Consider the following 15,706-nt stretch of genomic DNA (forward strand, 5'->3'; position numbering starts at 1 on the left):
GACAACATCCAGATGACTGTCACCCTGATCAAGACCATCGCAATGGAAGACGGTCTGCGTTTCGCCATCCGTGAAGGCGGTCGTACCGTCGGCGCTGGTGTCGTAGCAAAAATTATCGAATAAGTAGTTGATTTACTTGATCAGGTCGGTATAATGGCCGGCCTGATACAGCGTTACAGGTCAGTAGCTCAATTGGCAGAGCGACGGTCTCCAAAACCGTAGGTTGGGGGTTCGATTCCCTCCTGACCTGCCATTCACCTCGGTGTGATTGGCTTTCTTCTTACAGGATCCTCCCCGATGACTCCCAAAACTGAAGCCCAAGAATCGCGTTTCGACTTGTTCAAGTGGCTGGCTGTAGTGGCTTTGGTGGTTGTCGCCGTTGTGGGTAATCAGTATTACTCCGCGTCGCCGATCCTGTACCGCGTTCTTGCACTTCTCGCCCTGGCTGCGGTTGCTGGCTTCGTTGCCTTGCAGACTGCGAAGGGTAAGTCGTTCTTCACGCTGGCGAAGGAAGCGCGGACCGAGATCCGTAAAGTCGTGTGGCCGACCCGCCAAGAAACCACTCAGACCACGCTGATTGTCGTGGCTGTTGTTCTGGTTATGGCGCTGCTGCTGTGGGGTCTCGACTCCCTGCTCGGCTGGGCGGTCTCCTTGATTGTTGGCTAAGGGTGTCCCGTGGCTAAGCGTTGGTACGTAGTGCATGCTTACTCGGGTTACGAGAAGCATGTGATGCGCTCCCTGATCGAGCGCGTCAAGCTGGCTGGCATGGAAGACGAATTCGGCGAGATCCTGGTCCCGACCGAAGAAGTCGTTGAAATGCGCAACGGCCAGAAGCGCAAGAGCGAGCGCAAATTCTTCCCTGGCTATGTATTGGTCCAGATGGAAATGAACGAAGGGACTTGGCACCTTGTCAAGGATACCCCTCGAGTCATGGGTTTCATTGGTGGTACCGCAGACAAGCCTGCGCCGATCACTGATAAAGAGGCCGAGGCCATCCTCCGTCGCGTTGCCGATGGTAGTGACAAGCCGAAGCCGAAGACGTTGTTCGAGCCGGGTGAAGTGGTTCGAGTCGTTGATGGTCCGTTTGCTGACTTCAACGGCACCGTCGAAGAGGTTAACTACGAAAAGAGCCGCCTGCAGGTTGCAGTGCTCATTTTCGGTCGCTCTACTCCGGTGGAGCTCGAGTTCGGCCAGGTCGAGAAGGTCTAGCAGGACGAAGCATCCCATACCCCGCAGCCCTATGTGCTGCGGGGTTTTGTCGTCACTGGGATAAAACGCAAGTCATCCGGGGAGCCATCTGGCGTTTGTACCCGATTTTGGAGTAGCTCATGGCTAAGAAGATTCAGGCTTACATCAAGCTGCAAGTAAAGGCCGGCCAGGCCAACCCAAGCCCACCCGTTGGTCCAGCACTGGGTCAACACGGTGTTAACATCATGGAATTCTGCAAGGCCTTCAACGCCCGTACTCAGGGTCAAGAGCCAGGTCTGCCGACTCCAGTGATCATCACTGTCTACAGTGACCGTAGCTTCACCTTCGAAACCAAGAGCACCCCTGCCTCGGTTCTGCTGAAGAAAGCTGCTGGCCTGACCAGTGGTTCGGCTCGTCCGAACACCGTTAAAGTCGGTACCGTTACCCGCGCTCAGCTGGAAGACATCGCGAAAGCCAAACAGGCTGACCTGACTGCCGCTGACCTGGACGCTGCTGTACGCACCATCGCTGGCTCTGCCCGCAGCATGGGCCTGAACGTGGAGGGTGTGTAATGGCTAAGCTGACCAAGCGCCAAAAGGCAATCGCCGAGAAAATCGAAGCAGGCAAGGCCTACAACTTCGAAGAAGCGGCAACTCTGCTGGCCTCGCTGCCTGCTGCCAAGTTCGTCGAGTCCTACGACATCGCCGTCAACCTCGGTGTTGACCCGCGTAAATCCGACCAGGTCGTACGTAGCGCTACCGTGCTGCCGCACGGCACTGGCAAGACCGTACGTGTTGCCGTCTTCACCCAGGGCCCGGCTGCTGAAGCCGCTCTGGCTGCCGGCGCTGACCGCGTAGGTATGGACGATCTGGCTGCCGAAATGAAAGGCGGCGACCTGAACTATGACGTCGTCATCGCATCGCCTGATGCCATGCGTGTTGTAGGTCAGCTGGGTCAGGTTCTGGGTCCTCGCGGCCTGATGCCTAACCCGAAAGTCGGTACCGTTACCCCAGACGTAGCCACTGCCGTGAAAAACGCCAAGGCTGGTCAGGTTCGCTACCGTACCGACAAGAACGGTATCATCCACACCTCCGTTGGCAAGATCGGCTTTGAAGCTGGCAAGCTGAAGGAAAACGTTGAAGCCCTGATCGCTGATCTGAAGCGTATCAAGCCGGCTTCCTCGAAAGGTATCTACGTCAAGCGCGTTACCCTGAGCACCACCATGGGCCCAGGTCTGATCATCGATCAGAGCTCGCTGGACGTGTAAGACCATGCCGGCGGGTGTAAGCTCGCCGGCAGCAAAAATTGGGGTCCCTGCCTGGCGGGGGCTATCCAAGACCGTAGGCGGCGCAAGCCTTAAACAACCAGCCTACGCAGATGGTGCTCCCGGTTCCTTACCGAATCAGACACCAAAACGACATCCGGCTTCGGCCAGATGAAACGGTAACAAGCAGGAGTTTTACCCGTGGCAATTAAACTCGAAGACAAGAAGGCCATCGTCGCTGAAGTCAACGAGGCTGCCAAAGTCGCTCTGTCCGCTGTCGTGGCTGATGCCCGTGGTGTGACTGTAGGCGCAATGACCGGACTCCGTAAAGAGGCTCGTGAAGCTGGCGTATACGTACGTGTCGTACGTAACACCCTGCTCAAGCGCGCTGTTGCCGACACTGAATTCAGTGTCCTCAACGACGCCTTCACTGGCCCGACCCTGATCGCTTTCTCCAACGAACACCCGGGCGCCGCTGCTCGTCTGTTCAAAGAGTTCGCCAAGGGTCAGGACAAGTTCGAGATCAAGGCAGCTGCGTTTGACGGTAAGTTCATTGCAGCGAACCAGATCGACGTGTTGGCTACCCTGCCGACCCGCGACGAAGCCATCGCGAAGCTGATGAGCGTGATCCAAGGCGCTACCAGCAAGCTGGCCCGTACCCTGGCAGCCATTCGCGACCAGAAAGAAGCCACCGCTGCCTAAGGCACCGGAAACTCTTTCAAATCATACGTTTAATTTGATAGCTGCGTAGGCTGTCACCCCAATACAGGATTTAAGTCATGTCTCTGACTAACGAGCAAATCATCGAAGCAATCGGCCAGAAAACCGTTCTGGAAGTTGTTGAGCTGATCAAAGCAATGGAAGAAACCTTCGGCGTTACCGCTGCTGTTGCCGCTGCCGGCCCAGCTGCTGCCGCTGCCGTTGTTGAAGAGCAAACCGAGTTCAACGTTGTTCTGGTTGAAGCCGGCGACAAGAAAGTAAACGTGATCAAGGCCGTTCGCGAGCTGACTGGTCTGGGCCTGAAAGAAGCCAAAGAGAAAGTCGATGGCGCTCCTCAGGTTGTAGCTGAAGGCGTTTCGAAAGAAGCCGCTGAAGACGCTAAGAAGAAGCTGGAAGAAGCAGGCGCTAAAGTCGAGCTGAAGTAATTTCGACTTTGCGATGCCAGCCCGAGCGTCAAGCGAAGGGCTGATGGCTGGTGGCTTATGCCACCGGCCTTTTTCCGTTATTGGTGGCCGATCAGGTCGGCCCCGATAACGAGCTGCAAGACACCCAAGAGGGTGGCGCAAACCAAAGGGTTTGCACGATTTTCTGGCTGCTCCCGCCGGGAGATGCCAAACAAGCAGGTGACCAAGCTGGGGAATGCTGATGGCTTACTCATACACTGAGAAAAAACGTATCCGCAAGGACTTTAGCAAGTTGCCGGACGTCATGGATGTGCCGTACCTCCTGGCCATCCAGCTGGATTCGTATCGCGAATTCCTGCAGGCGGGAGCATCCAAGGATCAGTTCCGCGACGTCGGTCTGCATGCGGCCTTCAAATCGGTATTCCCGATCATCAGCTACTCCGGCAATGCTGCCCTGGAGTACGTCGGCTATCGCCTGGGCGAGCCGGCTTTCGATGTGAAGGAATGTGTCCTGCGCGGTGTGACCTTCGCGGTCCCGCTGCGGGTGAAGGTGCGCCTGATCATCTTCGACAAGGAATCGTCGAATAAAGCGATCAAGGACATCAAAGAGCAAGAAGTCTACATGGGTGAAATCCCCCTGATGACTGAAAACGGTACCTTCGTTATCAACGGTACCGAGCGTGTGATCGTATCCCAGCTGCACCGTTCGCCTGGTGTGTTCTTCGACCACGACCGTGGCAAGACGCACAGCTCCGGTAAGCTGCTGTACTCCGCGCGCATCATCCCTTACCGCGGTTCGTGGCTGGACTTCGAGTTCGACCCGAAAGACTGCGTGTTCGTACGTATCGACCGTCGCCGCAAACTGCCGGCCTCGGTACTGCTGCGTGCCCTGGGTTACAGCACCGAAGAGGTTCTGAACACCTTCTACACCACCAACGTATTCCACCTTTCCGGCGAGAAGCTCAGCCTGGAGCTGGTGCCTCAGCGTCTGCGGGGTGAAGTTGCGGTCATGGATATCCATGACGACAGCGGCAAGGTCATCGTCGAGCAAGGCCGCCGTATTACCGCGCGCCACATCAACCAGCTGGAAAAAGCTGGCGTGAAAGAGCTGGACGTTCCGCTGGAGTACGTACTGGGTCGCACCACCGCCAAGGCGATCGTGCATCCGGCTACCGGCGAGATCATTGCCGAGTGCAACACCGAGCTGACCACCGACCTGCTGGTGAAGATCGCCAAGGCCCAGGTCGTTCGCGTCGAGACGCTGTACACCAACGACATCGACTGCGGTCCGTTCATCTCCGACACCCTGAAGATCGACACCACCAGCAACCAACTGGAAGCGCTGGTCGAGATCTACCGCATGATGCGTCCAGGCGAGCCACCAACCAAGGACGCCGCCGAGACCCTGTTCAACAACCTGTTCTTCAGCGCCGAGCGTTACGACCTGTCCGCCGTTGGCCGCATGAAGTTCAACCGTCGTATCGGTCGCACCGAGATCGAAGGTTCGGGCGTGCTGAGCAAGGAAGACATCGTCGAGGTCCTCAAGACCCTGGTCGATATCCGTAACGGCAAAGGCATCGTCGACGACATCGACCACCTGGGTAACCGTCGCGTCCGTTGCGTCGGCGAGATGGCCGAGAACCAGTTCCGCGTTGGCCTGGTGCGTGTTGAGCGCGCGGTCAAAGAGCGTCTGTCGATGGCTGAAAGCGAAGGCCTGATGCCGCAGGACCTGATCAATGCCAAGCCGGTTGCGGCGGCGGTGAAAGAGTTCTTCGGTTCCAGCCAGCTCTCGCAGTTCATGGACCAGAACAACCCGCTTTCCGAGATCACCCACAAGCGCCGCGTTTCCGCACTCGGCCCTGGTGGTCTGACCCGTGAGCGTGCTGGCTTCGAAGTCCGTGACGTACACCCGACTCACTACGGCCGCGTGTGCCCGATCGAGACCCCTGAAGGTCCGAACATCGGTCTGATCAACTCCCTGGCGGCCTATGCCCGCACCAACCAGTACGGCTTCCTGGAAAGCCCGTACCGCGTGGTGAAGGAAGGCGTGGTCAGCGACGACATCGTGTTCCTGTCCGCCATCGAAGAAGCCGATCACGTGATCGCCCAGGCTTCGGCCGCGATGAACGACAAGAAGCAGTTGATCGATGAGCTGGTAGCTGTTCGTCACCTGAACGAATTCACCGTCAAGGCGCCGGAAGACGTCACCCTGATGGACGTTTCGCCGAAGCAGGTAGTGTCGGTTGCCGCGTCGCTGATTCCGTTCCTCGAGCACGACGACGCCAACCGTGCATTGATGGGTTCCAACATGCAGCGTCAGGCTGTACCGACCCTGCGCGCCGACAAGCCGCTGGTAGGTACCGGCATGGAGCGCAACGTTGCCCGTGACTCCGGTGTCTGCGTGGTTGCTCGTCGCGGTGGTGTGATCGACTCGGTCGACGCCAGCCGTATCGTCGTGCGCGTTGCCGACGACGAAGTCGAGACCGGTGAAGCAGGTGTGGATATCTACAACCTGACCAAATACACCCGCTCCAACCAGAACACCTGCATCAACCAGCGTCCGCTGGTGAGCAAGGGTGACAAGGTTGCGCGTGGCGACATCATGGCCGACGGCCCGTCCACCGACATGGGTGAACTGGCACTGGGTCAGAACATGCGCATCGCGTTCATGGCGTGGAACGGCTTCAACTTCGAAGACTCCATCTGCCTGTCCGAGCGTGTGGTTCAGGAAGACCGCTTCACCACGATCCACATCCAGGAACTGACCTGTGTGGCCCGTGACACCAAGCTTGGCCCAGAGGAAATCACCGCGGACATCCCGAACGTCGGTGAAGCTGCGCTGAACAAGCTGGACGAAGCCGGTATCGTCTACGTGGGTGCCGAAGTCGGCGCTGGCGACATCCTGGTCGGCAAGGTCACTCCGAAAGGCGAGACCCAGCTGACTCCGGAAGAAAAACTGCTGCGTGCGATCTTCGGTGAGAAGGCCAGCGACGTCAAAGACACCTCCCTGCGTGTGCCGACCGGCACCAAGGGTACCGTCATCGACGTACAGGTCTTCACCCGTGATGGCGTCGAGCGCGACAGTCGCGCCCTGGCCATCGAGAAGATGCAGCTGGACGAGATCCGCAAGGACCTCAACGAAGAGTTCCGCATCGTCGAAGGCGCGACCTTCGAGCGTCTGCGTTCGGCTCTGAACGGCCAGGTGGTCGACGGTGGCGCGGGCCTGAAGAAAGGCACCGTGATCAGCGACGACGTGCTGAACGGTCTGGAGCACGGCCAGTGGTTCAAACTGCGCATGGCCGAAGATGCACTGAACGAGCAGCTGGAAAAGGCTCAGCAGTACATCGTCGATCGCCGTCGCCTGCTGGACGACAAGTTCGAAGACAAGAAGCGCAAGCTGCAGCAGGGCGATGACCTGGCTCCGGGCGTACTGAAGATCGTCAAGGTCTACCTGGCAATTCGCCGTCGCATCCAGCCGGGTGACAAGATGGCCGGTCGTCACGGTAACAAGGGTGTCGTCTCGGTAATCATGCCGGTCGAAGACATGCCGCACGACGCCAACGGTACTCCGGTCGACGTCGTACTGAACCCGCTGGGCGTACCTTCGCGTATGAACGTCGGTCAGATCCTTGAAACCCACCTGGGCCTCGCGGCCAAGGGTCTGGGCGAGAAGATCGACCGCATGATCGAAGAGCAGCGCAAAGCCGCTGAACTGCGCACCTTCCTCACCGAGATCTACAACGAGATCGGTGGTCGTCAGGAGAACCTGGAAGAGTTCACCGACGAAGAGATCATCGCCCTGGCGAACAACCTGAAGAAAGGCGTGCCAATGGCCACTCCAGTCTTCGACGGTGCCAAGGAGCGTGAGATCAAGGCCATGCTGAAACTGGCTGATCTGCCAGAGAGCGGCCAGATGGTGCTGTTCGATGGCCGTACCGGCAACAAGTTCGAGCGTCCGGTGACCGTTGGTTACATGTACATGCTCAAGCTGAACCACTTGGTGGACGACAAGATGCACGCGCGTTCCACTGGTTCGTACAGCCTGGTTACCCAGCAGCCGCTGGGTGGTAAGGCGCAGTTCGGTGGTCAGCGTTTCGGGGAGATGGAAGTGTGGGCGCTGGAGGCATATGGCGCGGCATACACCCTGCAAGAAATGCTCACAGTGAAGTCGGACGACGTGAACGGCCGTACCAAGATGTACAAGAACATCGTGGATGGCGATCACCGTATGGAGCCGGGCATGCCCGAGTCCTTCAACGTGTTGATCAAAGAGATCCGTTCCCTCGGTATCGATATCGATCTGGAAACCGAATAACACGTGACGCGAGGGGAGTGGGCAGGTAATGCCCGCTCCCTGCTCCGCCAGGAGGAAAGGCCTTGAAAGACCTACTGAATTTGCTGAAAAACCAGGGTCAAGTCGAAGAGTTCGACGCCATCCGCATCGGTCTGGCGTCGCCTGAAATGATCCGTTCGTGGTCGTTCGGTGAAGTCAAGAAGCCGGAAACCATCAACTACCGTACGTTCAAGCCTGAGCGTGACGGCCTGTTCTGCGCCAAGATCTTTGGCCCAGTCAAGGACTACGAGTGCCTGTGCGGCAAGTACAAGCGCCTCAAGCACCGCGGCGTGATCTGCGAGAAGTGCGGCGTTGAAGTTGCCCTGGCCAAGGTTCGTCGTGAGCGCATGGCGCACATCGAACTGGCCTCGCCGGTTGCCCACATCTGGTTCCTGAAGTCGCTGCCGTCCCGTATCGGCCTGCTGATGGACATGACCCTGCGTGACATCGAGCGCGTGCTCTACTTCGAGAGCTACGTGGTGATCGATCCGGGCATGACCACCCTCGAGAAGGGCCAGCTGCTGAACGACGAGCAGTACTTCGAAGCGCTGGAAGAGTTCGGTGACGACTTTGACGCCCGCATGGGTGCCGAGGCTGTCCGCGAGCTGCTGCACGCTATCGACCTGGAGCACGAGATCGGCCGCCTGCGCGAAGAAATTCCGCAGACCAACTCGGAAACCAAGATCAAGAAGCTGTCCAAGCGCCTGAAGCTGATGGAAGCTTTCCAGGGGTCGGGCAACCTGCCTGAGTGGATGGTCCTGACCGTCCTGCCAGTACTGCCGCCGGACCTGCGTCCGCTGGTTCCGCTGGATGGCGGCCGCTTCGCGACCTCCGACCTGAACGACCTGTATCGTCGGGTGATCAACCGTAACAACCGTCTGAAGCGCCTGCTCGATCTGTCGGCGCCGGACATCATCGTGCGCAACGAAAAGCGCATGCTGCAGGAAGCGGTCGACGCCCTGCTCGACAACGGCCGTCGCGGTCGCGCCATCACTGGCTCGAACAAGCGTCCGCTGAAGTCCCTGGCCGACATGATCAAAGGTAAGCAAGGTCGCTTCCGTCAGAACTTGCTCGGTAAGCGCGTGGACTACTCCGGTCGTTCGGTAATTACCGTAGGCCCGACCCTGCGTCTGCACCAGTGCGGTCTGCCGAAGAAGATGGCCCTCGAGCTGTTCAAGCCGTTCATTTTCGGCAAGCTGGAAATGCGTGGTCTGGCGACCACCATCAAGGCTGCCAAGAAGATGGTCGAGCGCGAGCTGCCGGAGGTGTGGGACGTTCTCGCCGAGGTGATCCGCGAACACCCCGTACTGCTCAACCGTGCGCCGACCCTGCACCGTCTGGGTATCCAGGCCTTTGAACCGGTACTGATCGAAGGTAAGGCTATCCAGCTGCACCCGCTGGTCTGCGCCGCGTACAACGCCGACTTCGACGGTGACCAGATGGCCGTTCACGTGCCGCTGACCCTGGAAGCCCAGCTCGAAGCGCGCGCGCTGATGATGTCGACCAACAACATCCTGTCCCCAGCCAACGGTGAGCCAATCATCGTTCCGTCGCAGGACGTGGTACTGGGTCTGTACTACATGACCCGTGAAGCCATCAATGCCAAGGGCGAAGGTCGCGTATTCGCCGACCTGCAGGAAGTCGACCGCGTTTTCCGCGCCGGCGAAGCCGCCCTGCACGCGAAAATCAAGGTTCGTATCAACGAAACCGTGAAAGACCGTGATGGCAGCATCACCAAGAACACCCGTATCGTCGACACCACTGTCGGCCGTGCGCTGCTGTTCCAGGTAGTACCGGCCGGCCTGCCGTTCGACGTCGTCAACCAGTCGATGAAGAAGAAGGCGATCTCCAAGCTGATCAACCAGTGCTACCGCGTGGTGGGTCTGAAAGAGACCGTGATCTTCGCTGACCAGCTGATGTACACCGGTTTTGCCTACTCGACCATTTCCGGCGTTTCGATCGGCGTTAACGACTTCGTTATCCCGGACGAGAAAGCCCGCATCATCGGTACCGCTACCGACGAAGTGAAGGAAATCGAGAGCCAGTACGCCTCCGGCCTGGTCACCCAGGGCGAGAAGTACAACAAGGTCATCGACTTGTGGTCCAAGGCGAACGACGAAGTGTCCAAGGCGATGATGGCCAACCTCTCGAAAGAGAAGGTCGTCGACCGCGAGGGCAAGGAAGTCGAGCAAGAGTCCTTCAACTCGATGTACATGATGGCCGACTCCGGTGCGCGTGGTTCCGCCGCTCAGATCCGTCAGCTGGCCGGTATGCGTGGCCTGATGGCCAAGCCGGACGGCTCGATCATCGAGACGCCGATCACCGCGAACTTCCGTGAAGGTCTGAGCGTACTGCAGTACTTCATCTCGACTCACGGTGCTCGTAAAGGTCTGGCGGATACCGCGTTGAAAACCGCGAACTCCGGTTACCTGACTCGCCGTCTGGTAGACGTTGCCCAGGACCTGGTCGTGACCGAGATCGACTGCGGCACCGACCAGGGCCTGCTGATGACCCCGCACATCGAAGGCGGCGACGTTGTCGAGCCGCTGGGTGAGCGCGTACTGGGTCGTGTCATCGCCCGTGACGTATTCAAGCCAGGCACCGAGGACGTCATCGTTCCGGCCGGTACCCTGGTCGACGAGCAGTGGGTCGAGTTCATCGAGCTGAACAGCATCGACGAAGTCGTCGTGCGTTCGCCGATCAGCTGCGAAACCCGCTACGGCATCTGCGCCAAGTGCTACGGTCGTGACCTGGCTCGTGGTCACCAGGTGAACATCGGTGAAGCTGTCGGCGTTATCGCTGCGCAGTCGATCGGTGAGCCGGGTACCCAGCTGACCATGCGTACGTTCCACATCGGTGGTGCTGCAAGCCGTACTTCGGCTGCTGACAGCGTCCAGGTGAAGAACGGCGGTATGGTGCGCCTGCACAACCTGAAACAGGTTGAGCGTGCCGACGGTAACCTGGTTGCCGTATCGCGTTCCGGCGAGCTGGCGATTGCCGACGAGTTCGGTCGTGAGCGTGAGCGTTACAAGCTGCCTTACGGTGCCGTGATTTCGGTCAAGGAAGGTGACAAGGTCGAAGCTGGCGCCATCGTCGCCAAGTGGGACCCGCACACCCACCCGATCGTTACCGAGCTGAAAGGTACCGTGACCTTCGTGGGCATGGAAGAAAACATCACCATCAAGCGTCAGACCGACGAACTGACCGGTTTGACCAACATTGAAGTTCTGGACGTCAAGGATCGCCCTGCCGCAGGCAAGGAAATCCGTCCGGCAATCAAGATGGTCGACGCCAATGGCAAGGACCTGTACCTGCCAGGTACCGACGTACCTGCCCAGTACTTCCTGCCGGCCAACGCCCTGGTCGGCGTGGCTGACGGTGCCCAGATCGGCGTCGGTGACGTTATCGCGCGTATCCCGCAAGAAACGTCGAAGACCCGTGACATCACCGGTGGTCTGCCACGCGTTGCCGACTTGTTCGAAGCGCGCCGTCCGAAAGAAGCCTCGATCCTGGCTGAAGTCAGCGGCACCATCGCGTTCGGTAAAGAGACCAAGGGCAAGCGTCGCCTGGTCATCACTCCGACCGACGGTAGCGATCCGTATGAAGAGCTGATTCCGAAGTGGCGCCATCTGAACGTCTTCGAAGGCGAACAGGTCAACCGCGGCGAAGTTATCTCCGACGGTCCGAGCGATCCGCACGACATCCTGCGTCTGCTGGGTGTGAGCGCGCTGGCGAAGTACATCGTCAACGAGATCCAAGACGTTTACCGTCTGCAAGGCGTGAAGATCAACGACAAGCATATCGAGACCATCCTGCGTCAGATGCTGCGCAAGGTCGAGATCTCCGAGTCGGGCGATTCCAGCTTCATCAAGGGCGACCAGATGGAACTGACTCAGGTCCTGGTAGAGAACGAGCGTCTCGCCGGCGAAGACAAGTTCATCTCCAAGTTCACCCGTGTTTTGCTGGGTATCACCAAGGCTTCGCTGTCCACCGAATCGTTCATCTCGGCGGCTTCCTTCCAGGAAACCACCCGTGTACTGACCGAGGCGGCGGTAACCGGCAAGCGTGACTACCTGCGCGGCCTGAAAGAGAACGTGGTCGTGGGTCGTCTGATCCCGGCCGGTACCGGTCTGGCCTACCACAGCGAGCGCAAGCGTCGCCGTGATGCCGACAAACCGCTGCGTGTGAGCGCCAGTGAGGTGGAAGCCGCACTGACCGAAGCACTGAATTCCAGCGGTAACTAAGTACAGGGCAGGGCCCCGGCAAGCCTCGGGCGGGCATCGGCGACATGATTTGTTGCCGATGACCGGGCGAGGAGGGCCGGGGCCTCGTCTTGACTGGGTGCAAGATCCTCTTTAGACTTTTGTACCCTTAAATTTGGTGAGGCTCCGTCTCGCCAATTTTTGGCTTTCTTGCAAGACAATAGAGTCGCAAGACAATCAGTGGAGCTAGTAGATGGCAACTATCAACCAGCTGGTACGTCAGCCGCGTAAGCGTTCGGTCGAGAAGTCCGACGTTCCTGCGCTGCAGAACTGCCCGCAGCGTCGTGGCGTGTGCACCCGCGTGTACACCACCACGCCGAAAAAACCTAACTCGGCACTGCGTAAAGTATGCCGTGTGCGTCTGACCAACGGTTTCGAGGTTTCCTCGTACATCGGTGGTGAAGGCCACAACCTGCAAGAGCACAGCGTCGTCCTGATTCGTGGCGGCCGTGTAAAAGACTTGCCAGGTGTTCGTTACCACACCGTTCGCGGCTCTCTGGATACTTCGGGCGTCAAAGGCCGTAACCAGGGTCGTTCGAAGTACGGTACCAAGCGTCCGAAGTAATCGGCCGTTTGCACATATCCAATTTTTTGAGTCGATAAGAGTAAGGTCGGGCAGGGGTCGAAGACCCACGTCCCGGGCTAACCTGAAGACCGTTTGAGGGCTTATCATGCCAAGACGTCGTGTAGCAGCAAAACGTGAGATCCTGGACGATCCGAAGTACGGATCCCAGATCCTCGCCAAGTTCATGAACCACGTGATGGAAAGCGGCAAGAAGGCCGTGGCCGAGCGCATCGTTTACGGTGCCCTGGACGCAGTCAAAGCACGCAAGAACAGCGACCCCCTGGAAATCTTCGAGAAAGCTCTCGACGCCATCGCTCCGCTGGTCGAAGTAAAGTCCCGCCGTGTCGGCGGTGCCACTTACCAGGTCCCGGTTGAAGTTCGTCCGTCCCGTCGTAACGCTCTGGCAATGCGCTGGCTCGTAGACTACGCCCGCAAGCGCGGCGAGAAGTCGATGGCTCTGCGCCTGGCCGGTGAACTGCTGGATGCTGCCGAAGGCAAAGGTGCTGCAGTCAAGAAGCGTGAAGACGTTCACCGTATGGCTGAAGCCAACAAAGCGTTCTCGCACTACCGCTTCTAATTCAAGCATCAATCATTTTGCGAGGGCTTTATGGCTCGTACTACAGCAATTAACCGCTACCGTAACATTGGTATCTGTGCCCACGTTGACGCGGGCAAGACCACCACTACCGAGCGGATCCTGTTCTACACAGGTCTGAGCCACAAGATGGGCGAGGTGCATGACGGCGCCGCGACCACCGACTGGATGGTGCAGGAGCAGGAGCGCGGTATCACCATTACCTCCGCTGCCGTTACCACCTTCTGGAAGGGTTCCCGTGGTCAGTACGACAACTACCGCGTAAACGTCATCGATACCCCCGGCCACGTTGACTTCACCATTGAAGTTGAGCGTTCGCTGCGCGTGCTCGACGGCGCGGTCGTTGTGTTCTGCGGTACCTCCGGCGTTGAGCCGCAGTCCGAAACCGTATGGCGTCAGGCCAACAAGTACGGCGTTCCACGTGTTGTCTACGTGAACAAGATGGACCGTGCTGGTGCCAACTTCCTGCGCGTTGTCGGTCAGATCAAGAACCGTCTGGGTCACACCCCGGTTCCGGTCCAGCTGGCTATCGGTGCGGAAGACGACTTCCAGGGTCAGGTTGACCTGATCAAGATGAAAGCCATCTACTGGAACGACGACGACAAAGGTACTACCTACCGCGAGGAAGAAATTCCTGCCGAGCTGGTGGACCTGGCCAACGAATGGCGCAGCAACATGGTCGAGGCTGCTGCCGAGGCCAACGAAGAGCTGATGAACAAGTACCTTGAAGAAGGTGACCTGTCCGTCGAAGACATCAAGGCTGGTCTGCGCGCCCGTACCCTGGCGAGCGAGATCGTTCCTGCTGTCTGCGGTTCCTCGTTCAAGAACAAGGGCGTTCCCCTGGTTCTCGACGCCGTTATCGACTTCCTGCCTGCGCCAACCGAGATCCCTGCGATCAAGGGTATCCACCCTGATCTGATCGACGTGCCGAAGGACGAAGTCACTGCAGAACAGTACGACGAGCGTCCTGCTGACGACAACGAGCCGTTCTCGGCTCTGGCGTTCAAGATCGCTACCGACCCGTTCGTTGGTACTCTGACCTTCGTCCGCGTTTACTCGGGCTTCCTGACCTCCGGTGACTCCGTCATCAACTCGGTCAAGGGCAAGAAAGAGCGCGTTGGTCGTATGGTGCAGATGCACGCTAACCAGCGTGAAGAGATCAAGGAAGTGCGCGCTGGCGACATCGCTGCTCTGATCGGCATGAAGGACGTCACTACCGGTGACACCCTGTGCAACGCCGACAAGCCGATCATCCTCGAGCGTATGGACTTCCCTGAGCCTGTAATTTCGCTCTCCGTAGAGCCGAAAACCAAGGCTGACCAGGAGAAGATGGGTATCGCGCTGGGCAAGCTGGCCCAGGAAGACCCGTCGTTCCGCGTCAAGACCGACGAAGAAACCGGCCAGACCATCATCTCCGGTATGGGTGAGCTGCACCTGGACATCCTCGTTGACCGCATGAAGCGCGAGTTCAACGTCGAGTGCAACGTCGGCAAGCCGCAGGTTTCGTACCGCGAGAAGATCACCAAGTCCAACGTCGAGATCGAAGGCAAGTTCGTTCGTCAGTCGGGTGGTCGTGGTCAGTTCGGTCACTGCTGGATCCGTTTCTCGGAGCCGGACGTCGACGACAAGGGCAACATCACCGAAGGTCTGGTGTTCACCAACGAAGTCGTTGGTGGTGTGATTCCTAAGGAATTCATCGCCCCGATCCAGAAGGGTATCGAAGAGCAGATGAAAAACGGCGTTGTTGCCGGCTATCCGCTGCTCGGCCTGAAGGCTACGGTATTCGACGGTTCGTACCACGATGTCGACTCCAACGAAATGGCGTTCAAGATCGCCGCTTCGATGGCGACCAAGCAACTGGCCCAGAAGGGTGGTGGCGTGGTCCTTGAGCCGATCATGAAGGTCGAAGTTGTAACCCCGGAAGACTACCTGGGTGACGTGATGGGTGACCTGAGCCGTCGTCGCGGGATGATCCAGGGTAATGAAGACTCGGTGTCCGGCAAGGTAATCACTGCTGAGGTACCGCTCGGAGAGATGTTCGGTTACGCAACCGACGTTCGTTCCATGTCTCAGGGTCGCGCAAGCTACTCCATGGAATTCTCCAAATACGCCGAAGCTCCGTCGAACATCGTCGAAGCACTCGTTAAAAAACAAGGCTAATCCCCTTTAGGCAAGAGGTTCACTGTCGTGGCTAAAGAAAAATTTGATCGTTCCCTTCCCCACGTTAACGTCGGCACCATCGGCCACGTTGACCACGGTAAGACCACTCTGACCGCAGCTCTGACCCGCGTCTGCTCCGAAGTTTTCGGTTCGGCCGTCGTTGAGTTCGACAAGATCGACTCGGCTCCGGAAGAAAAAGCTCGCGGTATCACCAT

13 protein-coding genes and 1 tRNA gene are annotated in these 15,706 nt (G+C 58.5%); all 14 read left to right on the forward strand.

Annotated elements, in window-relative coordinates:
- A partial coding sequence (locus BMY03_RS25830; protein WP_455566685.1) for an EF-Tu C-terminal domain-related protein occupies window positions 1-123 on the forward strand: 123 nt, incomplete at its 5' end.
- A 54-nt stretch (window positions 124-177) separates the two neighbouring features.
- Window positions 178-253: transfer RNA gene (locus BMY03_RS25835), tRNA-Trp, on the forward strand.
- A gap of 44 nt (window positions 254-297) precedes the next feature.
- Window positions 298-666 (forward strand): preprotein translocase subunit SecE, encoded by a 369-nt coding sequence (secE, locus tag BMY03_RS25840; RefSeq protein ID WP_023628745.1) that lies wholly within the window; start codon window positions 298-300, stop codon window positions 664-666.
- Window positions 667-675: 9 nt separating this feature from the next.
- A complete protein-coding gene (gene nusG, locus BMY03_RS25845; RefSeq protein WP_023628746.1) occupies window positions 676-1,209 on the forward strand; it encodes a transcription termination/antitermination protein NusG in 534 nt (177 codons plus the stop codon).
- A 119-nt stretch (window positions 1,210-1,328) separates the two neighbouring features.
- Window positions 1,329-1,760 carry a 50S ribosomal protein L11 gene (rplK, locus tag BMY03_RS25850; RefSeq protein WP_011531881.1) on the forward strand — a complete coding sequence of 144 codons (432 nt, stop codon included), beginning with the start codon at window positions 1,329-1,331 and terminating at the stop codon, window positions 1,758-1,760.
- Window positions 1,760-2,455 carry a 50S ribosomal protein L1 gene (gene rplA, locus BMY03_RS25855; protein WP_023628747.1) on the forward strand — a complete coding sequence of 232 codons (696 nt, stop codon included), beginning with the start codon at window positions 1,760-1,762 and terminating at the stop codon, window positions 2,453-2,455. Before rplK ends, rplA begins: the two co-directional genes overlap by 1 nt.
- A 198-nt stretch (window positions 2,456-2,653) precedes the next feature.
- Window positions 2,654-3,154, forward strand: a complete 501-nt coding sequence (rplJ, locus tag BMY03_RS25860; protein ID WP_023628748.1) for a 50S ribosomal protein L10 — start codon at window positions 2,654-2,656, stop codon at window positions 3,152-3,154.
- A 77-nt stretch (window positions 3,155-3,231) separates the two neighbouring features.
- Window positions 3,232-3,597: a 50S ribosomal protein L7/L12 gene (gene rplL / locus BMY03_RS25865; protein WP_003255496.1), complete on the forward strand. Its 366-nt coding sequence runs from the start codon at window positions 3,232-3,234 to the stop codon at window positions 3,595-3,597.
- Window positions 3,598-3,817: 220 nt separating this feature from the next.
- On the forward strand, window positions 3,818-7,891 hold the full coding sequence (rpoB, locus tag BMY03_RS25870; protein WP_031314438.1) for a DNA-directed RNA polymerase subunit beta: 4,074 nt from the start codon (window positions 3,818-3,820) through the stop codon (window positions 7,889-7,891).
- A gap of 62 nt (window positions 7,892-7,953) precedes the next feature.
- Entirely contained in the window at window positions 7,954-12,153 is a 4,200-nt protein-coding gene (gene rpoC / locus BMY03_RS25875) for a DNA-directed RNA polymerase subunit beta' (protein ID WP_038707242.1), read from the forward strand.
- A 211-nt stretch (window positions 12,154-12,364) separates the two neighbouring features.
- On the forward strand, window positions 12,365-12,736 hold the full coding sequence (rpsL, locus tag BMY03_RS25880; RefSeq protein WP_003255492.1) for a 30S ribosomal protein S12: 372 nt from the start codon (window positions 12,365-12,367) through the stop codon (window positions 12,734-12,736).
- A gap of 106 nt (window positions 12,737-12,842) precedes the next feature.
- Entirely contained in the window at window positions 12,843-13,313 is a 471-nt protein-coding gene (rpsG, locus tag BMY03_RS25885) for a 30S ribosomal protein S7 (protein ID WP_023628750.1), read from the forward strand.
- 30 nt (window positions 13,314-13,343) lie between these two features.
- Window positions 13,344-15,491, forward strand: coding sequence for an elongation factor G (fusA, locus tag BMY03_RS25890; RefSeq protein ID WP_023628751.1), 2,148 nt, complete (start codon window positions 13,344-13,346; stop codon window positions 15,489-15,491).
- Window positions 15,492-15,518: 27 nt separating this feature from the next.
- A partial coding sequence (locus BMY03_RS25895) for a GTP-binding protein (RefSeq protein WP_244891356.1) occupies window positions 15,519-15,706 on the forward strand: 188 nt, incomplete at its 3' end.

Origin of the sequence: Pseudomonas soli, from assembly GCF_900110655.1 — a bacterium.
Classification (GTDB): domain Bacteria; phylum Pseudomonadota; class Gammaproteobacteria; order Pseudomonadales; family Pseudomonadaceae; genus Aquipseudomonas; species Aquipseudomonas soli.